Consider the following 25,020-nt stretch of genomic DNA (forward strand, 5'->3'; position numbering starts at 1 on the left):
CGCAGCGCACGCTCGGTGCCATGACCTCGAAAACGCGTGTGGTGGTGATCGGCGCCGGACTCGCGGGCGTGACGCTCGCCCGGCGGCTCGGTGAGCTGGGCACGCCCGCGCTGACGCTCGGCGACGAGGACCACCGCCCGTACAACCGGGTGCTGCTCGCCGAGGTGCTGGCCGGACGGTACGGCCCCGAGGTGATCGCCCTGCCGGCGCCCGCCGGGCTGCTGCGCGGCCGGGTCACCGGCATCGACCGGGCCGGGCGGACCGTGCGCTGCGCCGACGGGTCGGTGATCGCCTACGACACGCTGGTCCTGGCCACCGGCTCCAACGCCGTGCTGCCGCCACTGCGCGGCCTGTTCACCCCGGACCACGAGCTGCCCGAGGGCGTGCACGCGTTCCGCACGATGGACGACTGCCTGGGGTTGTCGAAGGCGGTACGGCCGGGAGTGCGGGCCGTCGTGATCGGCGGCGGGCTGCTCGGGGTGTCCGCCGCCCGCGCGCTGGCCGTGCGCGGCGCCCAGGTCGTCCTCGCCCAGCAGTCCGAGCGGCTGATGGAGCGGCAGCTCGACCCGGCGGCCTCCGCGCTGGTGCGGCGGCACCTGGAGGGGCTCGGGGTGGAGGTGCACACCGAATGCCGGGTACGGGACGTGCGCAGCGTCGGCGGTGCGGTGCGGTCGGTGGAGATGGGCGACGGGTACGCCCTCGGCGCCGACCTGGTGGTGCTCGCCTGCGGGGTCCGGCCGCGGGTCGGACTGGCGCGGGAGGCGGGGCTGGCGGTCGGCAAGGGCGTCCTCGTCGACGACGAGCTGCGCACCTCCGACCCGCACATCCGCGCGATCGGCGACTGCGCCCAGCACGCGGACCGCGTGTACGGGCTGGCCGCGCCCGCCCTCGAACAGGCCGGGGTGCTGGCCGGACTGCTCGCGGACGGCGGGAGCGCCGCCCGGCGCTACACCGGCACCCGCGCGCTGACCCGGCTCACCCTCACCGGGGCGGACGGCCCCTTCGACCCCCTCGACCTCGCCGCGTTCGGCGAGACCGACCCCCGCCCCGGCGACGACGTCGTGCAGCTCGCCGACGCCACCCGGGGCACCTACCGCAAGGTCGTCGTCCGTGACGACCGGCTGGTGGGCGGGGTCCTGGTCGGCGAACTCGGCACCGTCGGCGCGCTGGCGCGCGCCTGGGAGGGAGCAGAGCCGCTCCCCTCCGACGGCGGCCCCCTGCTCCACCTGCTCACCCAAGACGGAGGCTCCTGATGACCGCCACCACCCCGGGGAACCCCCCGACGATCGTGCTGGTCGGCCACGGCATGGTCGGCCAGCGCTTCCTGGAGGCCCTCGCCGAGCGCGGCCTGACCGGTACGCACCGCGTGGTCGTCCTGTGCGAGGAGCCGCGCCCCGCCTACGACCGCGTCCGGCTCACCTCGTACTTCTCGGGGAAGACGCCCGAGGACCTGTCGATGACCGACCTCGCCTTCCTCGACGAGCACGGCATCGAGCTGCGCGTCGGGGACCCGGCGGAGACGATCGACCGGGAGGCGCGCACGGTGACCGCCCGCTCCGGGCTGGTCGTCGAGTACGACGTCCTCGTCCTGGCCACCGGCTCCTACCCGTTCGTCCCGCCGGTGCCCGGCAAGGACGCCGAGGGCTGCTTCGTCTACCGCACGATCGAGGACCTCCTCGCCATCGAGGCGTACGCGAAGAACGCGACGACCGGCGCCGTGGTCGGCGGCGGGCTGCTCGGTCTGGAGGCCGCCGGCGCGCTCAAGGGGCTCGGACTCACCTCGCACATCGTGGAGTTCGCGCCGCGCCTGATGCCGGTGCAGGTCGACGAGGGCGGTGGCGCGGCGCTGCTGCGCACCATCGAGGAGATGGGCCTGGCCGTCCACACGGGCGTCGGCACCCAGGAGATCGTGGTCGACCCATCGGGTGCCGTCTCCGGCATGAAGCTGTCCGACGGGTCCGAACTCGCCACCGATCTGGTGGTGTTCAGTGCCGGTGTCCGCCCCCGCGACCAGCTCGCCCGGGACTGTGGCCTCGCGGTCGGCGAGCGCGGCGGCATCAGCGTCGACGAGCGGTGCCGCACGGTCACCGACGAGCGCGTGTTCGCGATCGGCGAGTGCGCGCTGGCCGCCGACGGGCGGGTGTACGGGCTGGTGGCGCCCGGGTACGAGCAGGCCGAGACGGCCGCGGCCGCCATCGCCGCCGAGGAGAGCGACCAGTTGACGTTCACCGGCGCCGACCTGTCCACCAAGCTGAAGCTGCTCGGCGTGGACGTGGCGTCCTTCGGCGACGCGCACGGTGCCACCGCCGACTGCCTGGACGTCGTCTACTCCGACTCCCGCTCGGGCCTGTACAAGAAGCTGGTCGTCGCCCGCGACGGCACGCTGCTCGGCGGCATCCTGGTCGGCGACGCGGAGGCGTACGGCACCCTGCGCGCCTTCACCGGCTCGGTCCCGCCCGTCTCCCCCGAGTCGCTCGTGCTGCCCGCCGGTGCCGGGGCCCCGGACCGGCTCGGCCCGTCGGCGCTGCCCGACGACGCGGTGATCTGCTCCTGCCACAACGTCACCAAGGGCACGATCCGGGGCGCCGTGACGGAGCACTCCTGCACGACCGTGCCCGAGGTGAAGAAGTGCACCAGGGCCGGTACCGGCTGCGGCTCCTGCGTCAAGGTACTCGGCCAGCTGGTCACCGCCGAGCTGGAGGCGAGCGGCGTCGAGGTCGACAAGGGGCTGTGCGGCTGCTTCGCGCAGACCCGCGAGGAGCTGTACGAGATCGTCGGCGCCCTGCGGATCACCTCCTACCGGGAGCTGCTGGACCGGCACGGCCGGGAGGGCGCGCGGGGCGGTGAGGGCTGCGAGGTGTGCAAGCCGGCGGTCGGCTCGATCATCGCCTCGCTGGCCCCGGCGATCGGCGCGAGCGGCTACGTCCTGGAGGGCGAGCAGGCCGCGCTCCAGGACACCAACGACCACTTCCTGGCGAACCTCCAGCGCAACGGCTCCTACTCCGTCGTCCCGCGCATTCCCGGCGGCGAGATCGCGCCGGAGAAGCTGATCGTCATCGGTGAGATCGCCCGGGACTTCGGGCTCTACACGAAGATCACCGGCGGTCAGCGCATCGACATGTTCGGCGCCCGCGTCGAACAGCTGCCGCTGATCTGGGCCCGCCTGGTGGACGCCGGCTTCGAGTCGGGGCACGCGTACGGCAAGTCGCTGCGCACGGTGAAGTCCTGCGTGGGGCAGACCTGGTGCCGCTACGGCGTCCAGGACTCGGTGCGGATGGCGATCGACCTGGAGCTGCGCTACCGGGGCCTGAGGTCCCCGCACAAGCTGAAGTCGGCGGTCTCCGGATGCGCCCGCGAGTGCGCCGAGGCCCAGTCGAAGGACTTCGGCGTGATCGCCACCTCCAACGGCTGGAACCTGTACGTCGGCGGCAACGGCGGCGCCACCCCGCGCCACGCGGACCTCCTCGCGCAGGACCTCTCGGACGCCGAGCTGGTCCGCCTGATCGACCGGTTCCTGATGTTCTACATCCGCACCGCCGACAAGCTGGAGCGCACCTCCACCTGGCTGGAGCGCATCCCCGGCGGCCTGGACCACGTACGGGACGTCGTCGTGCACGACTCGCTCGGCATCTGCGACGAGCTGGAGTCCCTGATGTCCGCCCACGTCGCGCACTACCGCGACGAGTGGGCCGAGACGATCAACGACCCGGAGAAGCTGGCCCGGTTCGTGTCCTTCGTGAACGCCCCCGACACCCCCGACCCGGTCGTGGGCTTCGTGCCCGAGCGCGACCAGATGAAGCCCGACCTGCCGCTGCTGAACATCGGCCTGCGGCGCCCCTCGGAAGACGACCTCCTGGAAGGAAGCACCCGGCGATGACCCTGGCACCCGAGACGCTCGCTCCCGAGACGACCGGCCTGGAGGTCCGGCTGCGGCTGACGGACGACTGGTTCACGGCCTGCGACCTCCGCGCCCTGCTCCCGGGCCGGGGCGTGGCGGCCCTGCTGCCGGACGGCGGCCAGGCGGCCCTGTTCCGGGACCGGGACGGCGGGCTGTACGCCATCGACAACCGGGACCCGTTCACCGGCGCGGCGGTCCTCTCCCGCGGCCTGACCGGCACCCATCAGGGACGCCCGTTCGTCGCCTCCCCGCTGCTCAAGCAGCGCTTCGACCTCACGACCGGGGAGTGCCTGGACGATGCGGCGATCCGGGTGGAGACATACCGAGTGAAGGCCGTGAAGGCCGTGAAGGCCGCCTGACCCACCCTTTCTTGACTGACCGTTCCAGACAGGTCTAGGCTGCGGACCGTGGCCAGGACCAAGGAGTTCGATCCGGACGCCGCGCTGCGGGCAGCCCTGGAGCTGTTCTGGCGGCGCGGCTACGAGGCGACGTCGATGACCGACCTCGTCGAGCACCTCGGCATCGGGCGCGCCAGCATCTACGCGACCTTCGGCAACAAGCGCGAGCTGTACCTGAAGGCGCTGGCGCACTACGAGCAGGGGCTGCTCCCGGACCTGTTGGCGGACCTTTCCCGGCCGGGCCCGGCGCTGCCGGGCGTACGGGCCCTGGTGCGGCGCTACGCCGCCGAGGCGAGCGCCGACGACTCGCGCCTGCGCGGCTGTTTCGTCACCAACACCGCCGCCGAGCTGGCCCCGCACGACGCGGCCGCCGCGCGTCGGGTCGAGCGGAACTGGGACCAGCTGGAGACCGTGCTGCACACCTCGCTGGCCCGGGCCCGCGCCGAGGGCGAACTGCCCGCCGGACGCGATCCGCTGGCGCTCGCCCGCATGCTGCTGGTCCTGCTCCAGGGCATGCGGGTGGTCGGCAAGGCCTCGCCGGACCCGGCCAGGATGCGGGACGCGGCGGAGGCGGCGCTCGTACTGCTCGACTGAGGACACGGACGGACCCCTCTCCGGAGGGGTGTCTGCACGGCCCCATATTAAACCGATCGGTCAAGAAAAAGGGGAGATTCATGACCACCCAGCGCTTCACCGGCAGGACCGCCCTCGTCACCGGCGCGGGCTCCGGCATCGGACGGGCCGTCGCCGTCGCCCTGGCCGCCGAGGGCGCGCACGTCGTCGTCGCCGGGCGCGCCCGGGGACCGCTCGACGAGACGGCGGCCCTGATCGAGGGGGCGGGCGGCAAGGCGCTGGCGGTCACCGCGGACGTCACCCGGCCCGCCGACGTGGACGCCCTCGTGGCCGCCGCCGCGGACCACTTCGGCTCCCTCGACGTGGCCGTGAACAACGCGGGCGTCTTCCGCGGCGGGGCGCCCGTCGCCGACCTGTCCGAGGAGGACTGGCACACGCAGCTCGACATCAACGTCACCGGCGTGTTCCTCGCCCTGCGCGCCGAGGTCCGGCACATGCGCACCCAGCCGGGCGGCGGCACGATCGTGAACATCGCCTCCACCTTCGGGGCGCACAAGCGCAGTCCGGGCGCCACGGCCTACACGGCGACCAAGGCGGCCGTCTCGGCCCTCACCCGGGGCGCCGCCCTGGACCACGTCGGGGACGGCGTACGCATCAACGCCGTCAGCCCCGGCGCCACGGCGACCTCGATGTCCCTGCGGCCGGGCGAGACGGAGGCGGGGCGGGCCGAGCGGATGCGCGGGGAGACGCCGCTCGGCCGGGTGTCGGCGGTGGCGGAGGTCGCGGCGGCCGTGCTGTACCTGGCGTCCGACGACGCGGCGTCGGTGGTGGGGACCGACCTGGTGGTGGACGGCGGCCAGACGGCCTGAGCGCCGGTCGCGCGCCCCGGCCCCGGGTCTTTGGGGCCGCTCAGGGCAGCAGCGCCTCGTAGATGACGCCCGTCAGCCGCTCGGAGGCCGCCCACAGCCGCTCCCCCATCGCGTCGTCGGTGGTCCAGGACGCCCGCCAGGACGGTGCGGGCGCCCCGCGCCACATCGCGAAGGACGGGCCGGTGAAGGAGTCGGAGGGCACACCGGGCGCGGTCGCCGCGTACAGGACGGGCAGCGCGCCCGTCTCCGGGGACTGGGCGACGACCCGGTTCCCGAGCCGCGCCAGCCGCTCGGCGACCCGGCGCCCCTCGGCCCGGGGCCCGGCGGCCGACAGGCCGGTCTCGGCGTATCCGGGGTGGGCGGCGACCGCGCGGACGTCCGAGGCGCCCTCCCGTGCCGCGAGCCGGCGCGCCAGCTCGTGGGTGAAGAGCAGGTTGGCGGACTTCGAGCGGGCGTACGCGGTCCAGCGCCCGTACCGCCGCACGCTGTTGAGGTCGCGCGGGTCGACCCTGGCCAGCGCGTGCAGGAAGCTGGAGACCGTCACGATCCGGGCGCCGGGCGCGGCCAGCAGGGAGGGCAGCAGCAGCCCGGTGAGCGCGAAGTGCCCCAGGTGGTTGACGCCGAACTGGGTCTCGAAGCCGTCCGCCGTCGTGCCGTGCGGCAGCGCCATCACCCCGGCGTTGTTGACGAGGAGATCGACCCGCTCGTACGGCAGTCCGTAGGCGAACTCCCGGACCGAGGCCAGGTCCCCGAGGTCCAGCCGCGCCGGTTCCACGACGGCGGAGGGCACCTCGCCGAGCAGGCGCTCCACGGCCGCGTTGCCGCGCTCCCCGCTGCGGCAGGCGAGCACGACGGAGGCCCCCTTGCGCGCCAGCTCCCGGGCGATCACGTAGCCGAGGCCGCCGTTGGCCCCGGTGACGACGGCGACGCGCCCGTCCAGGTCGGGGATGTCGCCCGTGCTCCAGCCGGTCATCGGCGGCTCCTTCGCTGGTCCGGACCTCTCTCACCGTACGCGCCCGGCGGTCCTGAGCGGAGAGCTACCGTCCGGTCACGTTCTCATCACGAGTCCTTCATATCCCCACCACATCTCGGTCACCTCAATAGCTTCGTCACCTCATATCCGCTCATCCACACCATTCCCGGGACTCTCGATGAAGCTGCTCCGCAAGCCCGCCGCCGTCACCGTCGCCGCCCTGGCCCTGGCCGCCCTGCCGGCCGCGGCCGCCCAGGCGCACGACGGCACCCACCCGTTCAAGAACTGCTCCGAGGCGTACGAGAACGGCCACTCCAACATCCCGAAGGGCGACGAGCACTACGGCAAGCACCTGGACCGCGACCAGGACGGCGTCGGCTGCGACAAGCCGCCGGCCGGCTTCGTGCCCGCCGACGACAAGGACACCGGCGCCGAGGACACGGACGACGCGGGCGCCGGGAGCGGGACGGACTCCGGGAGCGAGGAGGGCGGCGGCGCCGAGGCCGCCGGGCAGCAGGGCACGGACCTGGCCGAGACCGGCGGCGACGACAGCACCCCGTACCTGGCGGCGGGCGGCGCGGTCGTCGTGCTCGCGGGCGGCGGACTGCTGCTGGCCGCGCGCCGCTGCCGGAGCGACGGCGCGGCCTGAACCGCCCCGTGCCCGACCGGCCCGGCGGCGGGCGCCCCTGGAGCCCCGTCCGTTTCAGCGGCGGGGTTCCGGCGCCCTGAGGCTGAACGCGGCGCTGCTCAGCCAGCGCCGTGCGGCCCGGGCCACCGGGCGCTCGACGAACCGCTGCACGACGTAGGAGAGGGCGACCAGGGCGGCGACGGTGACGCAGACCACGACCCACGGGTGGGCCCGGTCGCCGAAGTGGTGCATGACGTTGACGCCGATGGCGTCGTGCAGCAGGTACAGCGGGAAGGTCAGCGTGCCCGCGACGGTCAGTCCGCGCCAGCGGATGCGGCTGGTCCAGCCGAGTGCCACGGCGGCGACCAGCAGGAAGAACACCGTGATGATCAGGACCAGCCAGCCGCGCCCGGGCTGCCACACGTCCCAGTCCAGACGGCCTCCGCCGGGCGTCAGCAGGTAGTGCAGCGCCAGCAGCCACGACATGGCGACGATGCCCCACAGCAGCGGGGTGGGACGGTAGCGGTACATGAGGTAGAAGGCCATGCCCGCGATGAAGTAGGGCGCGGACGGCGGGTTCACCAGCAGCGTGAGCAGGTGGATGTCGGCGCCGGGGGCCAGCACGGCGGCGACCGTCCACAGCCCGCAGTAGATCACGACCCTCTGGTACGTCAGGCCCTTCCACACCACGACCGCGAAGGTGAGGTAGAAGCACAGCTCGGGCCAGAGCGTCCAGTAGACGGAGTCCAGGTTCTCCACGCCCAGCGGCGTCTGGAGCATCGTCAGGTTGGCGAAGATCACCCGCGGGTGCGGCTGCCCGAACGGGTCACCGGCGAAGTAGATCACGCAGGCCGTGATCGCGACGGCCACCCAGTACATGGGGTACAGCCGGGTGACGCGGGAGATGAAGAAGTCGCGCGGGGTGCGGCCCCACGCGCTCATGCAGATGACGAACCCGCTGATCAGGAAGAAGAGTTCGACGCCGAGCCGGCCGTAGGCGAAGTAGCTCTGGGCCTCGGGGAAGACGCTGTCGACGGGGCGGCCCCACATGGTCCGCATCGTGGAGGGCACCTGACCGACGAAGTGGAAGAAGACCACGGACAGGGCCGCAAGGAACCGCAGTCCGTCCAGGGCGGCGAGCCGGTTCCGGGGCACGGGGGGTCCGGCCTCGGGGACCTTCTCCGCCGCGACGGTCCGGGGGCTGGGCACCTTGCCCCCGGCTCTGTCCCCCGTCCCGTCCCGGTGGGCCGTACCGGCCGGTTCCCTGTGATCCGTCTGGGTCATCCAACCACCGTTCCGGGTGTCGGCCACTGTCCGCTGCCAGGGCCCTCCGAGTCTGCTGACAGCTTGCTGCTGCTCAGCAGACAGGAATTCACACCGTTGCACGTGTCACAAAAGGCGGCGGGACGCGAGCGGGGACTCCCGCGCGAAAGGCGGCACCCCCGCACGGGTGCCGCCTTTTCTCGTGGTCCGGAGCCGCCGCCGATCGGTGAGGGTGGTCGGGTGACAGACGGCGGCTCCGGGGCTCGGTGCCCCGTTCGGGGTTCTAGCGGTGGTCGCTGCCCTTGGACCGGGACGCCGCCCGGCCGGCCTCCAGGCGGGCCACCGGGATCCGGAACGGGGAGCAGGAGACGTAGTCCAGGCCCACCTCGTGGAAGAAGTGGACCGACTCCGGGTCGCCGCCGTGCTCGCCGCAGACGCCGAGCTTCAGGTCGGGACGCGTGGCGCGGCCGGCCTTCGCGGCGGCGGCGACCAGGGAGCCGACGCCGTCCTTGTCGATGGTCTCGAACGGGGAGACGCCGAAGATGCCCTTCTCCAGGTAGGCCGTGAAGAAGCTGGCCTCGACGTCGTCGCGGCTGAAGCCCCACACGGTCTGGGTCAGGTCGTTGGTGCCGAAGGAGAAGAACTCCGCGGCCTCGGCGATCTGCCCGGCGGTCAGCGCGGCGCGCGGCAGCTCGATCATGGTGCCGATCGACAGCTTGAGCTTCGCGCCGGTGGCGGCCTCGACCTCGGCGATGACCTGGTCGGCCTCCTCGCGGACGATCTCCAGCTCCTGGACGGTGCCGACCAGCGGGATCATGATCTCGGCCCGCGGGTCGCCCTTGGCCGCCTTGCGCTCGGCCGCGGCCTCGGCGATGGCGCGGACCTGCATGGTGAACAGGCCGGGGATGACCAGGCCGAGCCGCACCCCGCGCAGGCCCAGCATCGGGTTCTGCTCGTGGAGGCGGTGCACGGCCTGGAGCAGGCGCAGCTCGTTCTCGTGCGGCTCCTGCCGGGACTCGGCGAGCGCGACGCGCACCGACAGTTCGGTGATGTCGGGCAGGAACTCGTGCAGCGGCGGGTCCAGGAGGCGGACGGTGACCGGGAGGCCGTCCATCGACTCGAAGAGCTGGACGAAGTCCTGCTTCTGGAGCGGCAGCAGCTCCTTGAGGGACTCCTCGCGCACCGCCTCGGTGTCGGCGAGGATCAGCCGCTCCACCAGCTCGCGCCGGTCGCCGAGGAACATGTGCTCGGTGCGGCACAGGCCGATGCCCTGGGCGCCGAACCGGCGGGCGCGCAGCGCGTCCTCGGCGTTGTCGGCGTTGGCGCGCACCCGCAGCCGGCGCTTGCGGTCGGCGAAGGCCATGATCCGGTGCACGGCCTCGACCAGTTCGTCGGCGTCCTCGGCGCCCGCGTGCATCCGGCCCTCGAAGTACTCGACGACCGGCGAGGGCACGACCGGCACCTCGCCGAGGTAGACCTTGCCGGAGGAGCCGTCGATGGAGATCACGTCGCCCTCCTCGACGACGTGCCCGCCGGGCACGGTCATCCGGCGGCGCTTGGTGTCGACCTCCAGCTCCTCGGCGCCGCAGACACAGGTCTTGCCCATGCCGCGCGCGACGACGGCCGCGTGGGAGGTCTTGCCGCCGCGCGAGGTCAGGATGCCCTCGGCGGCGATCATGCCGTCCAGGTCGTCGGGGTTGGTCTCGCGGCGGACCAGGATGACCTTCTCGCCGGACCGGGACCACTTGACGGCGGTGTACGAGTCGAAGACGGCCTTGCCGACCGCCGCGCCGGGCGAGGCGGCGATGCCCCGGCCGACCTTCTCGACCTTCGCCTCGTCGTCGAAGCGGGGGAACATCAGCTGGGCGAGCTGGGCTCCGTTGACCCGCTGGAGGGCCTCGGCCTCGTCGATCAGGCCCTGGTCGACGAGCTGGGTGGCGATGCGGAAGGCGGCGCCCGCCGTGCGCTTGCCGACCCGGGTCTGGAGCATCCACAGCTGGCCGCGCTCGATGGTGAACTCGATGTCGCAGAGGTCCAGGTAGTGGTTCTCCAGCGTCTCCATGATCTGCATCAGCTGGTCGTACGACTTCTTGTCGATCTGCTCCAGCTCCGCGAGCGCGACGGTGTTGCGGATGCCCGCGACGACGTCCTCGCCCTGGGCGTTCTGGAGGTAGTCGCCGTAGACGCCCTGGTGGCCGCTCGCGGGGTCCCGCGTGAACGCCACACCCGTGCCGGAGTCGGGGCCGAGGTTGCCGAAGACCATGGAGCAGACGTTGACAGCGGTGCCGAGGTCGTGCGGGATGCGCTCCTGGCGGCGGTAGAGCTTGGCGCGCTCGCCGTTCCAGGACTCGAAGACCGCCTTGATGGCGAGGTCCATCTGCTCGCGCGGGTCCTGCGGGAAGTCCCGGCCGGCCTCGGTCTTGACGATCTTCTTGAACTTGGTGACGAGCTTCTTGAGGTCGGCGGCCTCCAGCTCGGTGTCGACCGCGACCTTCTTGGCCGTCTTCGCCGCCTCCAGCGCCTCCTCGAAGAGGTCGCCGTCGACGCCGAGGACGGTCTTGCCGAACATCTGGATCAGGCGGCGGTAGGAGTCCCACGCGAAGCGGTCGTCGCCGGCCTGCTTGGCCAGGCCCTGCACGGACTTGTCGGACAGGCCGATGTTGAGGACGGTGTCCATCATGCCGGGCATGGAGAACTTGGCCCCGGAGCGGACCGACACGAGGAGGGGGTCGTCGGCCTGGCCGAGCTTCTTGCCCATCTTCGCTTCGAGGGCGTCGAGGTGCGCACTCACCTCGTCACGCAGTGCCGCGGGCTCCTCGCCGCTGTCGAGGTAGGTCTTGCAGGCCTCGGTGGTGATCGTGAAGCCGGGAGGGACCGGGAGACCCAGGTTGGTCATCTCGGCGAGGTTGGCGCCCTTGCCGCCGAGGAGGTCCTTGAGGTCCTTGTTGCCCTCGGTGAAGTCGTAAACGAACTTCGCTGCGTTCGCTACCTGGGGATCTTTGTTTTCCGACACGGGTCTCGACTCCTCGAGGACGCGGTGGCTGCCCTGACGGCGAGGAATGTACCCAGATCAAAGGCCTGTGGGTACGTCCACGTGTGCGTCATGCGCCTGTAACCACCCGTCCGCCAGCGGATCAAAAGTCAAGGCTTGGCAAGCGACCGACCACTTGTGTTTTCACTTCTTGAACACATGAACTCTTGTACGCCGGACCCTCCGCTCACTTGAGCGTCATTAGCTACGTTTGAGTTCGCTCGATGAACGATCAACGCATGGCACTCAGTGCCACACCTTGGAGAAGTGGAGCCGTCCACAATCCGCTCATCTGAGCACCCCCTCTATCAGAGGTGGCGAGAATCACGCTCCCACAGAGCGCCGGATTTCACCATGCGGACCCGTGAACGGACCGCCGGCGCCGGACGTACGAGAGTGCGGCGGGTCCCGGCCCCCTCGCCGGGGCCCGCCGTCCACCGGGTTTCGCACGGAAGGACCTTCGGGTGCCCGTCATCACGCCTTTCCGCCGGCCGCCGCAGACAGCCGACGACGACCCCGACACCCCTGGCACACCCGGACCCGCCCCGCTGAAGGCCCTCGGGGCCCTCGGGGCCCGCCTCACCCACTGGCGCGCATGGCGCACCCGGCATCCGCGCGCCGCCGTCGTCGTCCGCCGGGTCACGACGTCCCTTTCGGCCATTCTGGTGTGCGGGGCGCTGCTGCTGCCGAACACGCCGGTGGCCCTGGAGCCCAACCGCTTCGCACGGATCCCGGTGGAGGCGGTCGTCGCGGCGGTGCTGCTGCTCTGCCTGCCCCGGGTGCCACGGCTGGTGGCGGCCGCGCTGTTCGGGACCGTCCTGGGCGCGCTGACCGTGCTGAACCTGCTCGACATGGGCTTCACCGAGTACCTGGGCCGGAACTTCAACCTCGTCCTGGACTGGGGCCTGCTCGACGACGCCCAGTCGTTCGTGGCGGACTCGATGGGCGGGGCGACGGCGGCCTGGGCCGCGGTGGGCGCCGTCGTGCTGGCCGTCTCGCTGCTGGTGGTGATGGCGCTGGCGGCGGTCCGGCTCGGCGAACTGCTCGCCGCGCACCGGGAGCGGGCGGCCCGGGGCGCGCTGATGACGGCCACCGTGTGGATGACCTGCGCCTCGCTGGGCCTGCAGACCTTCGGCGTGCCGGTGGCCACCACGAGTGCCTCCCGGGCGTTGGAGGCACAGGCGCACCGGGTCGTGGACACGCTGCGGGACGAGGCGGCCTTCGCGAAGGAGGCGAAGGCGGACCGCTTCGGCGCCACCCCCGCCGCCGAGCTGGTGCCGGACCTGCGCGGCAAGGACATGGTCTTCACGTTCATCGAGAGCTACGGCCGCAGCGCGATCGAGGACCCGGTGATGGCACCGGGTGTCGACCGGACCCTGGACACGAGCACCGACGCGCTGGCGAAGGCGGGCTTCCACGCCCGCAGCGGCTGGCTGACCTCGGCGACGTACGGCGGCAGCAGCTGGCTCGGCCACTCCACCTTCCTGTCCGGCCTGTGGGTGGACAACCAGCAGCGCTACCGCACCGTCACCGCCGGCGACCACCTCACCCTCACCAAGGCCTTCCGGAAGACCGGCGACTGGGACACGGTCGGGATCATGCCGGGGGTGCAGAAGGCCTGGCCGGAGGCGGACTGGCACGGGCTCGACAAGGTCTACGACGCGTTCGACATGGGCTACCGGGGGCCGAAGTTCAGCTGGTCGACGATGCCCGACCAGTACGCGCTGGAGGCGTTCCAGCGCCTGGAGCACGGCAGGAAGCGCGACCGGCCGCTGCTGGCGGAGGTCATCCTCACCTCCAGCCACCAGCCCTGGGCGCCGATCCCGAGGATGGTCGGCTGGGACGAGGTCGGTGACGGGTCGATGTACGACGGCATCGAGGCGGCGGGCGTGAAGGCGCCCGACATCATCACCGACTCCGCCCGCTCGAAGGAGGAGTACGGCAAGTCGATCCAGTACTCGGTCACCAGTCTCACCCAGTGGCTGGAGCGCTACGGCACCGACGACACCGTCCTCGTCTTCCTCGGCGACCACCAGCCCCTCGCCCGCGTCAGCGGGAACCACGCGAGCCGGGACGTCCCGGTGTCGATCGTGGCCAGGGACCCGAAGGTGCTCGACGCGCTCGACGGCTGGAACTGGACGGAGGGGCTGAAACCGGCCCACGACGCCCCGGTGTGGAAGATGAGTTCCTTCCGCGACCGCTTCCTGACGGCGTACGGCTCGACCCCGCACCCCACCGGCGCAGGGGGCTGATCAGCCGCCGGAGGTGTCCAGCTCCGCGTCCGCGCCGACGCCCGCGCAGTCGTACGGGTCCTTGAGCCAGCCGTCCGGCAGGACCACCCGGTTGTTGCCGGAGGTGCGGCCGCGGGGGCCGTCGGCGCCGGCGGGCCAGGGCTGGTCGAGGTCGAGTTCGTCGAGCCCGGCGCGCAGCGCCTCCAGGGAGGAGGTGATCGCGAGCCGCTTGCGCATCTCGGAGCCGACGGCGAAGCCCTTGAGGTACCAGGCGACGTGCTTGCGGAAGTCGATGACGCCGCGCGCCTCGTCGCCGATCCACTCCCCGAGCAGGGTGGCGTGCCGGACCATCACGTCGGCGACCTCGCGCAGGGTCGGCCGTACGAACGAGTCGGTGCGGCCCTCGAAGGCGGCGACCAGGTCGGCGAAGAGCCACGGCCGTCCGAGGCAGCCGCGTCCGACGACGACGCCGTCGCAGCCGGTCTCCCGCACCATCCTGAGCGCGTCCTCGGCGGACCAGATGTCGCCGTTGCCGAGGACCGGGATCTCCGGGACGTGCTCCTTGAGGCGGGCGATGGCGTCCCAGTCGGCGGTGCCGCCGTAGTGCTGGGCGGTGGTGCGGCCGTGCAGGGCGATGGCGCTGACGCCCTCCTCGACGGCGATCCGGCCGGCGTCGAGGTAGGTGAGGTGGTCGTCGTCGAGGCCCTTGCGCATCTTCATCGTGACGGGCAGGGCACCGGCGCCGGTGACGGCCTCGCGGACGATGGCCCGCAGCAGGTTCCGCTTGTACGGCAGCGCCGAGCCGCCGCCCTTGCGGGTCACCTTCGGCACCGGGCAGCCGAAGTTCAGGTCGATGTGGTCGGCCAGGTCCTCCTCCGCGATCATGCGGACGGCCTTGCCGACGGTCACCGGGTCGACGCCGTACAGCTGGATCGAGCGCGGGGTCTCGGTCGCGTCGAAGTGGATCAGCTGCATGGTCTTCTCGTTGCGCTCGACCAGCGCCCGGGTGGTGATCATCTCGCTCACGAACAGGCCCTTGCCCCCGCTGGCTCCATCCTTTGATTCGCCTCCGGCGAAGGAACGGCACAGGGTGCGGAACGGCGCGTTGGTGATCCCGGCCATCGGCGCCAGCACCACGGGCGGCTCGACGGTGTGCGGGCCGATGCGCAGGGGTGCGGCGGTGGTGTCGGGGGCGGGCGTGGTGAGCGTGGACATTCCCCCATTGTCACGCACACGGGGCGGTGCCCGTAGCGCCCTGTGGACAAAGACCGTGCATCAGTCATTAGTTAGACGCACTATCGAAGTAGGCGTAGGCTGGAGTTCATGCCCGAGCTCACCCATCGCCGCCGCATGCTCGTGCTCGCCATCTGCTGCATGAGCCTGCTGATCGTGAGTATCGACAACACGATCCTCAACGTCGCCCTCCCCTCCATGCAGCGCGACCTGCACGCGAGCACCTCCGGTCTCCAGTGGGCCATCGACGCGTACACGCTGGTGCTGGCCGCGCTGCTGATGCTGTCCGGCTCCACCGCCGACCGGATCGGCCGCAAGCGGGTCTTCATGACCGGCCTGGTGATCTTCACCCTCGGCTCGCTGCTGTGCTCGCTGGCCCCCGACCTGTCCTCGCTGATCGTCTTCCGGATGATGCAGGCGGTGGGCGGTTCGATGCTCAACCCGGTGGCGATGTCGATCATCACCAACACCTTCACCGACCCCCGCGAGCGCGCCCGCGCGATCGGCGTCTGGGGTGCGGTGGTCGGCATCTCCATGGCCGCCGGTCCCCTGGTGGGCGGGGTGCTGGTGGAGTCGGTCGGCTGGCGTTCGATCTTCTGGGTCAATCTGCCGGTGGGCCTGGCCGCCCTCCTGCTCACCCTCCGCTTCGTCCCCGAGTCCCGCGCGCCCAAGGCCCGGCGCCCCGACCCGCTGGGCCAGCTGATGGTGATCGTGCTGTTCGCCTCCCTGACGTACGCGATCATCGAGGCGCCGAACGCCGGGTTGCGCACCGTGCTGCCCTTCGCGGTGCTGGCGCTCGCCGCGCTGCTCGGCCTGCTCCTGCACGAGCCCCGTCGCGCCGACCCCCTGATCGAGCTGCGCTTCTTCCGGTCGGCGCCGTTCAGCGGGGCCACCGTCATAGCGATCAGCGCGTTCGCCGCGCTGGGCGGCTTCCTGTTCCTGTCCACGCTGTATCTCCAGAACGTGCGCGGACTGAGCGCGCTGGAGGCCGGTCTGTGGATGCTGCCGATGGCCGTCCCGACCTTCCTGTGCGCCCCGCTCTCCGGCCGGCTGGTCGGCAGCCGGGGACCGCGCCTGCCCCTGCTGATCGCGGGCGGCGCGCTGACCGTGAGCGGGACGCTGTTCGCCGCCTTCGAGGCCGAGACCTCCGACGTCACGCTCTTCGCCGGCTACGTCCTGTTCGGCATCGGCTTCGGCTTCGTCAACGCGCCCATCACCAACACCGCGGTCTCCGGCATGCCCCGGGCCCAGGCCGGGGTCGCCGCTGCCGTCGCCTCCACCAGCCGCCAGCTGGGCCAGACCCTCGGCGTGGCGGTGGTCGGCGCGGTGCTGGCGGCGGGCGTGGGCGCGTCCTCGTACCGCGACACCTTCGTCTCCGCCGCCCGCCCCGGCTGGTGGATCCTGGCCGCCTGCGGCCTCGCGGTCCTCGTCCTCGGCGCCGTCACGAGCGGCCGCTGGGCCCGCCGGACGGCGGAGCGGACGGCCGAGCGCCTGGAGTCGCCGGAGGTGCGGGAGGCGGCGCGGGTGGGGGCGTGACGGCGTCTCAGACGTAGTCGAAGTACCGGTCGGCCCACACCGCCTGCATGTCGTCGCCCTCGTCGCCCTCGTCGCCCTCGTCGTCGAGGCCGAGCGCCGGGAGCATCTCCACGAAGTCCCGGTCCTCGTCCACCAGGGTCGGGGTCGGGCCGTCGTACGGCTCCAGCAGCACGTCGAGCGGGACGAAGACGCACCCCGCCGCCGTGCACGTCCCGTCCAGCCACGTCACGAACTCCGCACTCAGGTCCGCCGCGGAGTCGGCGGTCCAGTCGCCGCCCGTCCCCGCGGTGACGAAGGCGCCGAAGTTGCTCAGCTCGACCCACAGTCTCCCGGCGGGCCCGGCGCCGTCCGCGACCGAGAACCTCCCGTACACGCTGGCGTCCTGGTACAGACCGGCGCTGCCGGACGGCCCGAAACGCCGCTCCCGCGCGGCCGTGAGGAGCGCGAAGCGGTGTTCGCAGGCGTCCGCGTCGAAGTCCCGGGGCCGTTCCCGGTGGTCCGGGTCGTCGTGTGCGCTCAGCAGGGTCCGGATCTCGTCCAGAGAGAGCACGGACACGCCTTTCGGCCGGCGACGACGGACCCGCGCATCATGCCCTCGCGTCCTGCGGCACCGCACCCGATTTCTCCACCGGCAGCCGCTCCGCCACCTTCGGCCAGTACTTCATCACCGCGTCCTCCATCCCCGGCAGCGCCCGCTGCCCCGCCAGCGCCAGCACGATGGCCGCGGCCACGCCCGTCCAGGCGACCGGTCCCAGCGGGGTGCAGCCGAAGAGGCGGCTGGCGCCCGGGGTCTGGACGAGGGCGACCAGGGCGGCGGCCGAGCCGAGGGACGTGACCTGGACCAGGCGGCTGCCGCGGCGGTCGGCGAGGGTCTGGGCGAGCTGTGTGCCGACGACCGCGCACAGGGCCATGGTCGTCGAGCGGCGCCGGGTGCCCGGCGTGAAGCGGCCCAGCAGCCAGGCCGCGGTCGCCCCGAGTGCCGTGGTCAGGGCCCGGTGCCGGATCTGCCGCATGAGCGGCTCGCCCAGTACCGCCGTGCCGAGCGGCGCGCCCGCGTCGGCGGCCTCCTGTTCCGGGTCCCCGGTCTTCGTCACCGCGACGGCCATCGCCGGGAACAGGTCGGTGAAGAGGTTGACCAGCAGCATCTGCCGGGTGGACAGCGGGGCGGCGCCGCCCAGCACCGTGCCGAGGATGCCGAAGCCGACCTCGCCCGCGTTGCCGCCGATCAGGATGGCGATGGCGTCGGCGACGCTGTGCCACAGGGCACGCCCCTCCCGCACCGCCTCCACCAGGACCAGCAGGTCGTCGCCCGTGACCACCAGGTCGGCGGCGTTGCGGGCGGCGGCCGAGCCGCGGGCGCTGATGCCGACGCCGATGTCGGCGGCCCGGATCGCGGCGGCGTCGTTGGCGCCGTCGCCGACCATGCCGACGACCCGCCCGGCGTCCCGCAGGGACTCGACGACCTGGAGCTTCTGCTCGGGCGCCACCCGGGCCACGACGTCCGCGTCGCGCAGCATCCGGGAGCGGACGGTGCGGTCGGCGGCGGCGAGTTCGTCGCCGGTGACCACGACCGCGTCCTCGGGCCAGCCCAGGTCGACGGCGATGGCGTGGGCGGTCTGCGGATGGTCGCCGGTCAGCACCACGGGCCGTACGCCCGCCTCGCGCAGCCCGCGCACCAGCGCCGGGGAGGTCTCGCGGGGCACGTCGGCGAGCGCCAGCAGCCCGGTGAACTCCAGCTTCGACGGCGGCTGTTCGAGGACGTCGGCGGCCTTCTCGCCCCTCGCCAGGGGCCGCCGCGCCACCGCGATGATGCGCAGTCCGTCGCGGGCGAGGCGCTGCGCCACCTCGGCGGTGTGCGCGGGCAGGCCGGCGCAGGCGGGCAGCACCGTCTCCGGCGCGCCCTTGACCACCAGCACGGCGGGGCCGGTCCCGTCCTCGCGTCCGACGGCGGCGGCGTAGCCCCGGGAGGTCTCGAAGGGCAGGCCCTCCTCCTGCGTCCAGTCGGGGTCGTCCCCGGCCGCGTCCAGGACGGCCTCGTCGGTGGCGTGGGTGGGCCGGGCGCCGTCGCCGTCCAGCCGGGGGCAGGCGCGCGCGGCGGTCCGTACGGTGTCGGCGGTCTCCGGATCGGCCGCCCGGCGGACCGTGCCGTCGGTGCCCGCGACCCGGGACAGCCGCAGCCTGTTCTCCGTGAGGGTGCCCGTCTTGTCGAAGCAGACGGTGTCCATCCGGCCGAGCGCCTCCAGGGTGCGCGGGGTACGCACCAGGACGCCCCGGCGGCTGAGGCGGCGGGCCGCGGCGAGCTGGGCCACGGTCGCCACCAGCGGCAGTCCCTCGGGCACCGCGGCCACCGCCACCGACACGCCGCCGGCGACGGCCTGCCGGATCGGCGCCCCGCGCAGCAGCGAGAGCCCGGTCACCGCGGCGCCGCCAGCCAGGGTGAGCGGCAGCGCCTTGCGGGTCAGCTCCTGGAGCCTGGCCTGCACTCCGGCCGCGGACGGCGTACGGGCCGCCAGCGCGACCGCGCGCGCCGCCTCGGTGTGGTCGCCGGTGTCGACGACGACGGCGCGGGCCCGCCCGGCCACCACGGTCGTGCCCTCGAAGACCATGCAGTACCGCTCGGCGACGGGGGCGCGGGGCGCCGGGTCCACGCACTTGTCCACCGGGAGCGACTCACCGGTCAGTGCGGACTCGTCCACCTCCAGACCGTCCTCCCACAGCAGCCGTGCGTCGGCGGGCACCACGTCGTCCGCCTTCAGCTCGATCACCTGGCCCGGGTGCAGCTTGGCCGCGTCCACGATCCGCGGCTCGCCCTCCGTCGCGAACTCCGCGGTGTCCGGGTCGAGTTGCTCCTCGGTGACCCGGGCCTTCTGCTTCTGCTCCGCCAGCAGCCCGGACAGCGCACGCTCGGCGCGCAGCCGCTGGAAGCCGCCGACCAGCGCGTTCAGGTCGAGGGCGCCGACCACGAGCAGCGCGTCCACGACCGATCCGAGGATCGCGGAGGCGGCCGAACCGACCGCGAGGACCGGGGTGAGCGGGTCGTCCAGCTCCCCGCGTACGGCCCGGGCCAGCTGCCACGACCAGCGGACCGGGGCCAGCACGGGCACCCGGCCCGCCCGGTCGGCGGCCGTCCGGAGCCGGGCGGTGGCCTGCTCCACGGCGGTCGGCTCGGGTTCGCGCTCCCGCTCCAGCCGGTCCCGTACGTCCTCCGGGTCCAGCGCGTGCCAGGCGACCCGGGCCCGGGGGTGCGGGGCGCGGGCCGTCGCCACGCCGATCGCCGCCCGGGTGCCGGACAGCAGGGCCAGCGCCGCGCTCGCGTCGACCGGCGCGTGCCGCATCCCCAGCAGCGACGACACGCCGCCCCGGCTCCTGCCGCGCGCCTCGCCGACCGCGACCAGCAGTCCGGACAGCGCGGCCCCGGACCGGGCCAGCGTCTGCGACCGGCGCCCGACCGCCCGCGCGGCCGGCACCGCCCGCAGCACCCGCCACACGTCGGCGAGCCCCTGCGGCGCGAGCACGTCCGCGCCCCACGCCACCGGGCAGTCCCCGTCGGCCAGCGCGACGGCCACGTCCCCGGCGAGCAGCCCTGCCGACACGGACCCGTCGTCGCCGGGCAGTGGCCGTACGACGGTGACGACGCCGCCCTCTTCGCGCAGTCCGGCCACGACGTCCGCGAGCGGGCGCCCGGCGCCGACGACCTGGTCGGCGAGGCCGGTGAAATCGGCCAGCGCCGGGTCCTCGACCATGACCACGCGCAGTCCCGCCCGCCGCGCCGCGTCCAGCACGTCCTCGGTCCACGGGTCCGCGCCCGCGTCCGGCACCCGCAGCGCGCTGGGGTGCAGTACGACCGTGCGGGCCATCTCCAGCTGCCGCAGCCGCCCGGGATCGCGCACCAGCACACCTGTGCGGGACAGCGCGGCGCTCAGTACGGCGTGGAAGGCGGCGGGCCCGTAGCGCGCGGCCTTGGGCGAACCGGCGAGCACCGCCTCGGCCGCCTCCGCGACGTCGTGCTTGACGAGCAGGGTCGCGGCGGCGCCCGCCACGCTGCCCGCCGAGGCGTGGGCGGCGTAGTCCTGGGCCGGTGAGGTGCGCGGCGCCGGACGCAGGGCGGGTACGGCGGGCAGGCTGCCCCGGCCGGGGACGCACAGCTGGTCGTGCACGACCTCGAAGGCGGCCCCGCGCGCCACCGCCTCCGTCAACTGGCAGACGCGCAGCGCCCCGTCGAGCACCAGCGAGGTGGGGCTCTGCCCGGCACCGTGGACGGCCGCGTTGGCGGCGGCCAGCGCGACGTCCATGCGGTGCTCGCCGAGCCGCTCGCCCAGCCAGGCGCGGAAGGCCGGGTTCTCGCGCAGCAGCGTCGCGACGGCGGTGACCAGGCGGGGCGAGGGCGGCAGCCGCAGCCGCGCGCCGGTCACGGCGGCGGCGATGCCCAGCACGTCGGCGCCGAGCGCGGTCGCCGCGACCCGCACGGGGGCGGGGTCGCCGGGGTGGTCCGGCTCGTCCACCGGGTCGTCCGAGGCGGCGGGTGCGGCCTGGTCCGCCCGGGTGAGTCCGTGGCGTTCGGCGAGTTCGACGGCGTGGTCCACGACGCGGTCGGTGAGCGTGTCCTCGGTGGCGGTCACCACCAGCCGGGCCAGACCGGTGTCCCAGTAGGCGAGCAGCACGTCCGGGTGCTCGGCCAGTGCCGCCGCCACCCGCCGTCCCACCCGCTGCGTACCGCCCGCCCGGCGCACCTCGTCCCCCGCGACCGGCCGCAGCGCGAGGTGCGCCCGGGGTCCGGCCCGCCAGTCCCGCGACCCCCCGGGCAGCGCCGCGCGGGCCACCCGGGCCGCCCGCGCCGCGAAGTCGGCGCCGCGCACACCGGCCCGCGCGGTGCCCGCCGCCGCTCCGGCCGCCGCGCCCACGGCGGGCGCGGTGCCGCGCGCGAGCAGCCGGGGCCCGGCCAGCACCAGCCCCGTGACCGCGTCCTGGGAACGCGTCAGCAGTCCACCGGCCATGGCGCTCCCTCAGCCGGACGTGCGGGTGCGCGACGCGGCGGCCGTCTTGCGGCTGCGGCTCCCGCTCCGGCCGCCGCCCGAGGAGGAGGGCCGGCTCGAGGATGCCTTGGTCCCCGACTGGCTCTTGGCCCGAGTGGGGGACGCGGTCTTCTTGGCGGATGCCTTCTTCGCGGATGACTTCCTCGCGGCGGCCGACTTCGCCGCCGTGGACCTGGCGGCCGTGGACCGGCCGGCCGTGGACTTGGCGGCGGCCTTCTTGGCGCCGGTGGTCCGCTTCGCCGCGGCCGACTTGGCAGGGGCGGCCGTCCCGGCCGTCCCGCCCGCGGCGGCCTTCGTCCCAGCCCTCTTCGCCGCAGCCGTCTGCGCCGTGGCAGTCTTCGCCGCAGCCGTCTGCGCCGTGGTGGACTTCGCCGCAGCCTTCGCCGCAGCCGTCTGCGCCGTGGTGGACTTCGCCGTGGCCGCCCTGCTGGTGGTCTTCCTGGCCGACGTCCGGGCAGGCTTGGTGCCGACGGCACTCCGGGCCCCGGCCGCTCCCGCGTCCCCGCCCTGCGCCGCACTCCCGTCGCTGCTGCGCCCGTCCTGCCCGCGCTGCTGCGTCACCCAGGCCACCGCCGCCCCGGTGACCGCGACCGGCCACTCCACCAGTCCGGCGACGCCGAGCACCCCGGCGCCCGTGTAGACGAGCACGCGCCGCCCGCGCGGCGACACCGCCCCGATCCTGTCCAGCGCGCCCTCGGCGGCCCTGCCCACCGTCCCGGCACCCGGCACCTTCCGCACCACCGAAGCGGCCGCGTGCAACGGCCGCGGGAGTGTCCGCGCCGACTTCTGCTCAGCCATGACTGTTCTTCCTCGCCCTGTCCGTGCTGTGGGAACCCCGGGCTGTGCGCACCCTGGGAAACCCCGGGAACATCACCTTCCGCATTTCCCCGGGTTCCCGCACTTCGGGCGCTCATCCCGACGCGGCCGGCTCCCGCTCCAGGGCGATCGCGTGCAGCCTCTCCAGCCGCTCCCGGGAGACCTCGTCGGCCGGTGCGTAGGTCACCATCCGGGGCCCCGGCTCCGGTCCGAGCCACAGGTCGGTGTGGTCGACGCGGATCCGGCCGACGTGCCGGTTGACGAACTCCTTGCGCTTGCCGCGGTGCGCGACGACCTCGTGCCGCTCCCAGGCCTCACGGAAGGCGGGCGACTGGGTGCGCAGCCGCTTGAGCAGCATCTTCCAGGCGGGCTCGGCGAGATGACCGGCCATCGTGGCGCGGAACCGGGCCGCCATCAGCCGTTGGGTCTCCTCCAGATGGACGATGGAGGACCCCCAGTCCTCGTGGGTGAAGCAGAGGACCATGCAGTTGCGGTCCTCGGGCGGCACCGCGTCCAGGTCGCACAGCAGCAGCCCGTACGTCCGGTTGTGGGCGAGGATGTCGTACCGGCTGTTCTGCACGCAGGCGGGGTACGGCTCGAACTGCTCCAGCAGGGCGCGCACCCCCGGTGTGATCGCCGGGCACACCCGCGCGGGCGTCGGGTCGACGGCCCCCGCCAGCTGGAAGAGGTGGGCGCGCTCCGAGGGGTCGAGCAGCAGGGCACGGGCGAGGGCGTCGAGGACCTGGACGGAGACCTGGATGTCCCGGGCCTGCTCCAGCCAGGTGTACCAGGTGACGCCGACGGCCGAGAGCTGGGCGACCTCCTCGCGCCGCAGCCCCGGGGTCCGGCGCCGGCGTCCGCGGGGCAGCCCGACCTGCTCGGGCGCGATGCGCTCGCGGCGGCTGCGCAGGAAGGCCGCCAGTTCGTGCCGCCGGATCTCCGAGCCGGTGTCCCGGGGCGGGGACTGGACCGCCGTCTCCCGATCCGTCATCGTCGTCATGCCTCCAGGATGCCGCGCCCGGAAACCTGTTGCCAGGTACTTCTACTACCAGCATAAGGAGACTCTGGTACCACCCTGGAAACGGTCGCAGGCTCGACCATGTGACCGAAACCATCACTTCACCTCCCGTCCGTACGGGCACCCCGGAAGCGCCGCCCGCACTCGGCGGCCTCGGACTCTTCACGGTGCTGCTGGGTGCGGCACTCCCGCTCGTCGACTTCTTCATCGTCAACGTCGCCCTGCCCACCATCGGCGCGGACCTCCACGCGAGTGAGGCGGTCCTGGAACTCGTCGTCGCCGGATACGGGGTGGCGTACGCCGTCCTGCTGGTCCTCGGCGGCCGGCTCGGCGACCTGTTCGGCCGGCGCCGCCTGTTCCTGGGCGGCATGGCGGCCTTCGGGCTGACCTCGCTGGCCTGCGGGCTGGCGCCGGGCGCCTGGTCGCTGGTGGCCGCGCGGGTGGCGCAGGGCGCCTCGGCCGCCGCGATGCTGCCGCAGGTGCTGGCGACCATCCAGGCGACCACGACCGGTCCCCGGCGCGCGAGGGCCATGAGCCTGTACGGCGCTACGGCCGGCCTGTCGATGGTGGCCGGGCAGATCCTGGGCGGCGTCCTGGTGGCCGCCGACATCGCGGGCAGCGGCTGGCGTTCCGTCTTCCTGGTGAACGTCCCGGTCGTCCTCGTGGGCCTGTTCCTCGCGGCCCGCGCGGTCCCGGAGACCCGCTCCGCGCGCCCCGAGCCGGTGGACGTCCCCGGCACCTTCCTGCTGGCCGCCTCGATCCTGACCCTGCTGGTCCCGCTGACCGAGGGCCGGGCGGCGGGCTGGCCGCTGTGGACGTGGCTGTCGCTGGCCGCGTTCCCGTTCGCGGCGGCGGCGTTCTACGCGGTGGAGCGCCGGGCGGACCGCGCGGGCCGCACCCCGCTGGTCCCGCCGAGCCTGTTCGCGATCGTCTCGCTGCGCCGCGGCCTGCTGCTCATCGTGCCGTTCTCGATCGGCTTCAGCGGCTTCATGTTCGTCATCGCGGTGGCGCTGCAGCAGGGCGCAGGCCTGGGCCCGGTGGCCGCGGGCCTGGCGCTGGCGCCGCTCGCGGTGGTGTTCTTCCTCTTCTCCCTCGCCGGCCCCCGGCTGGTCGCCCGCTACGGCACCCGTGTCGTGCCCGTCGGCGCCGCCCTCCAGGGGGTAGGCCTGGCCCTGATGACGCTGGCCGCGTGGCGCTCCTGGCCCGATCTGGGCCTGGTCGAACTCCTGCCGGGCGCGGCGGTCGCGGGGGCGGGCCAGGCGCTCCAGCTCCCGGTCGTCCTGCGGGTGGTCCTGTCGGAGGTGCCCGCCGAACGCGCCGGCGTGGGCGGTGGTGTCATGGTCACCACCCAGCAGTCGTCGCTGGCCCTGGGCGTGGCCACCCTGGGTACCCTGTTCCTGTCGTTGACCCCGGGCATGGGCATGCGGGACGCCCTGGTGACGACGCTGCTGGTGCAGCTGGCGGGGGTGGCCCTGACCGGCCTGCTGAGCCTGCGCCTGCCCCGGACGATCGTCTGACAA

General features: G+C 73.5%; 17 protein-coding genes. 9 read left to right on the plus strand and 8 right to left on the minus strand.

Annotation, left to right across the window (positions count from 1 at the left end; translation table 11 throughout):
- Positions 1 to 20 precede the first annotated feature (20 nt).
- From C4J65_RS09310 to C4J65_RS09330, 5 genes are all read left to right on the plus strand, one after another.
- Positions 21 to 1,253, plus strand: coding sequence for an FAD-dependent oxidoreductase (locus C4J65_RS09310; protein ID WP_115741988.1), 1,233 nt, complete (start codon positions 21 to 23; stop codon positions 1,251 to 1,253).
- Positions 1,253 to 3,877, plus strand: coding sequence for a nitrite reductase large subunit NirB (gene nirB / locus C4J65_RS09315; RefSeq protein ID WP_115741989.1), 2,625 nt, complete (start codon positions 1,253 to 1,255; stop codon positions 3,875 to 3,877). The genes C4J65_RS09310 and nirB overlap by 1 nt, the downstream gene beginning before the upstream one ends.
- Positions 3,874 to 4,257 carry a nitrite reductase small subunit NirD gene (gene nirD, locus C4J65_RS09320; protein WP_162833093.1) on the plus strand — a complete coding sequence of 128 codons (384 nt, stop codon included), beginning with the start codon at positions 3,874 to 3,876 and terminating at the stop codon, positions 4,255 to 4,257. Before nirB ends, nirD begins: the two co-directional genes overlap by 4 nt.
- Positions 4,258 to 4,305: 48 nt before the next feature.
- Positions 4,306 to 4,890, plus strand: a complete 585-nt coding sequence (locus C4J65_RS09325; protein WP_115741990.1) for a TetR/AcrR family transcriptional regulator — start codon at positions 4,306 to 4,308, stop codon at positions 4,888 to 4,890.
- Between the two features lie 80 nt (positions 4,891 to 4,970).
- Positions 4,971 to 5,738 carry a glucose 1-dehydrogenase gene (locus C4J65_RS09330; RefSeq protein WP_115741991.1) on the plus strand — a complete coding sequence of 256 codons (768 nt, stop codon included), beginning with the start codon at positions 4,971 to 4,973 and terminating at the stop codon, positions 5,736 to 5,738.
- A gap of 40 nt (positions 5,739 to 5,778) precedes the next feature.
- Here the strand turns inward: C4J65_RS09330 and C4J65_RS09335 are convergent, their stop codons facing one another.
- Positions 5,779 to 6,711 carry an oxidoreductase gene (locus C4J65_RS09335; protein ID WP_115741992.1) on the minus strand — a complete coding sequence of 311 codons (933 nt, stop codon included), beginning with the start codon at positions 6,709 to 6,711 and terminating at the stop codon, positions 5,779 to 5,781.
- Between the two features lie 178 nt (positions 6,712 to 6,889).
- Here C4J65_RS09335 and C4J65_RS09340 point away from each other — a divergent pair, with 178 nt between their 5' ends.
- Entirely contained in the window at positions 6,890 to 7,360 is a 471-nt protein-coding gene (locus C4J65_RS09340; protein ID WP_115741993.1) for an excalibur calcium-binding domain-containing protein, read from the plus strand.
- A gap of 54 nt (positions 7,361 to 7,414) precedes the next feature.
- Here C4J65_RS09340 and C4J65_RS09345 read toward each other — a convergent pair whose 3' ends face one another.
- Both C4J65_RS09345 and ppdK read right to left on the minus strand, forming a co-directional pair.
- Complete coding sequence (locus C4J65_RS09345; RefSeq protein WP_115741994.1) at positions 7,415 to 8,623, minus strand: acyltransferase; 1,209 nt, start codon at positions 8,621 to 8,623, stop codon at positions 7,415 to 7,417.
- Between the two features lie 262 nt (positions 8,624 to 8,885).
- Positions 8,886 to 11,615: a pyruvate, phosphate dikinase gene (gene ppdK / locus C4J65_RS09350; RefSeq protein ID WP_115741995.1), complete on the minus strand. Its 2,730-nt coding sequence runs from the start codon at positions 11,613 to 11,615 to the stop codon at positions 8,886 to 8,888.
- Between the two features lie 482 nt (positions 11,616 to 12,097).
- Between ppdK and C4J65_RS09355 the strand changes: the two genes are divergently transcribed.
- Positions 12,098 to 13,885, plus strand: a complete 1,788-nt coding sequence (locus C4J65_RS09355) for a CDP-alcohol phosphatidyltransferase (protein WP_115741996.1) — start codon at positions 12,098 to 12,100, stop codon at positions 13,883 to 13,885.
- Here the strand turns inward: C4J65_RS09355 and dusB are convergent, their stop codons facing one another.
- Positions 13,886 to 15,079, minus strand: coding sequence for a tRNA dihydrouridine synthase DusB (dusB, locus tag C4J65_RS09360; RefSeq protein ID WP_115741997.1), 1,194 nt, complete (start codon positions 15,077 to 15,079; stop codon positions 13,886 to 13,888). It lies immediately after the preceding gene.
- 108 nt (positions 15,080 to 15,187) lie between these two features.
- Here dusB and C4J65_RS09365 point away from each other — a divergent pair, with 108 nt between their 5' ends.
- Positions 15,188 to 16,633 carry an MFS transporter gene (locus C4J65_RS09365; RefSeq protein WP_115741998.1) on the plus strand — a complete coding sequence of 482 codons (1,446 nt, stop codon included), beginning with the start codon at positions 15,188 to 15,190 and terminating at the stop codon, positions 16,631 to 16,633.
- A 7-nt stretch (positions 16,634 to 16,640) separates the two neighbouring features.
- Here the strand turns inward: C4J65_RS09365 and C4J65_RS09370 are convergent, their stop codons facing one another.
- The 4 genes from C4J65_RS09370 to C4J65_RS09390 form a co-directional block, all read right to left on the minus strand.
- Positions 16,641 to 17,183 (minus strand): hypothetical protein, encoded by a 543-nt coding sequence (locus C4J65_RS09370; RefSeq protein WP_162833094.1) that lies wholly within the window; start codon positions 17,181 to 17,183, stop codon positions 16,641 to 16,643.
- 37 nt (positions 17,184 to 17,220) lie between these two features.
- Positions 17,221 to 21,627 carry a cation-translocating P-type ATPase gene (locus C4J65_RS09375; RefSeq protein WP_115742000.1) on the minus strand — a complete coding sequence of 1,469 codons (4,407 nt, stop codon included), beginning with the start codon at positions 21,625 to 21,627 and terminating at the stop codon, positions 17,221 to 17,223.
- 9 nt (positions 21,628 to 21,636) lie between these two features.
- Entirely contained in the window at positions 21,637 to 22,464 is an 828-nt protein-coding gene (locus C4J65_RS37175) for a hypothetical protein (protein WP_346265870.1), read from the minus strand.
- Positions 22,465 to 22,576: 112 nt separating this feature from the next.
- On the minus strand, positions 22,577 to 23,482 hold the full coding sequence (locus C4J65_RS09390) for a helix-turn-helix domain-containing protein (RefSeq protein WP_205350979.1): 906 nt from the start codon (positions 23,480 to 23,482) through the stop codon (positions 22,577 to 22,579).
- A 101-nt stretch (positions 23,483 to 23,583) separates the two neighbouring features.
- On the opposite strand from C4J65_RS09390, the gene C4J65_RS09395 reads away from it, so the two are divergent.
- Complete coding sequence (locus tag C4J65_RS09395) at positions 23,584 to 25,017, plus strand: MFS transporter (RefSeq protein WP_115742001.1); 1,434 nt, start codon at positions 23,584 to 23,586, stop codon at positions 25,015 to 25,017.
- Positions 25,018 to 25,020 lie beyond the last annotated feature (3 nt).

This window comes from Streptomyces sp. CB09001, from assembly GCF_003369795.1.
Taxonomy (GTDB): Bacteria; Actinomycetota; Actinomycetes; order Streptomycetales; family Streptomycetaceae; genus Streptomyces.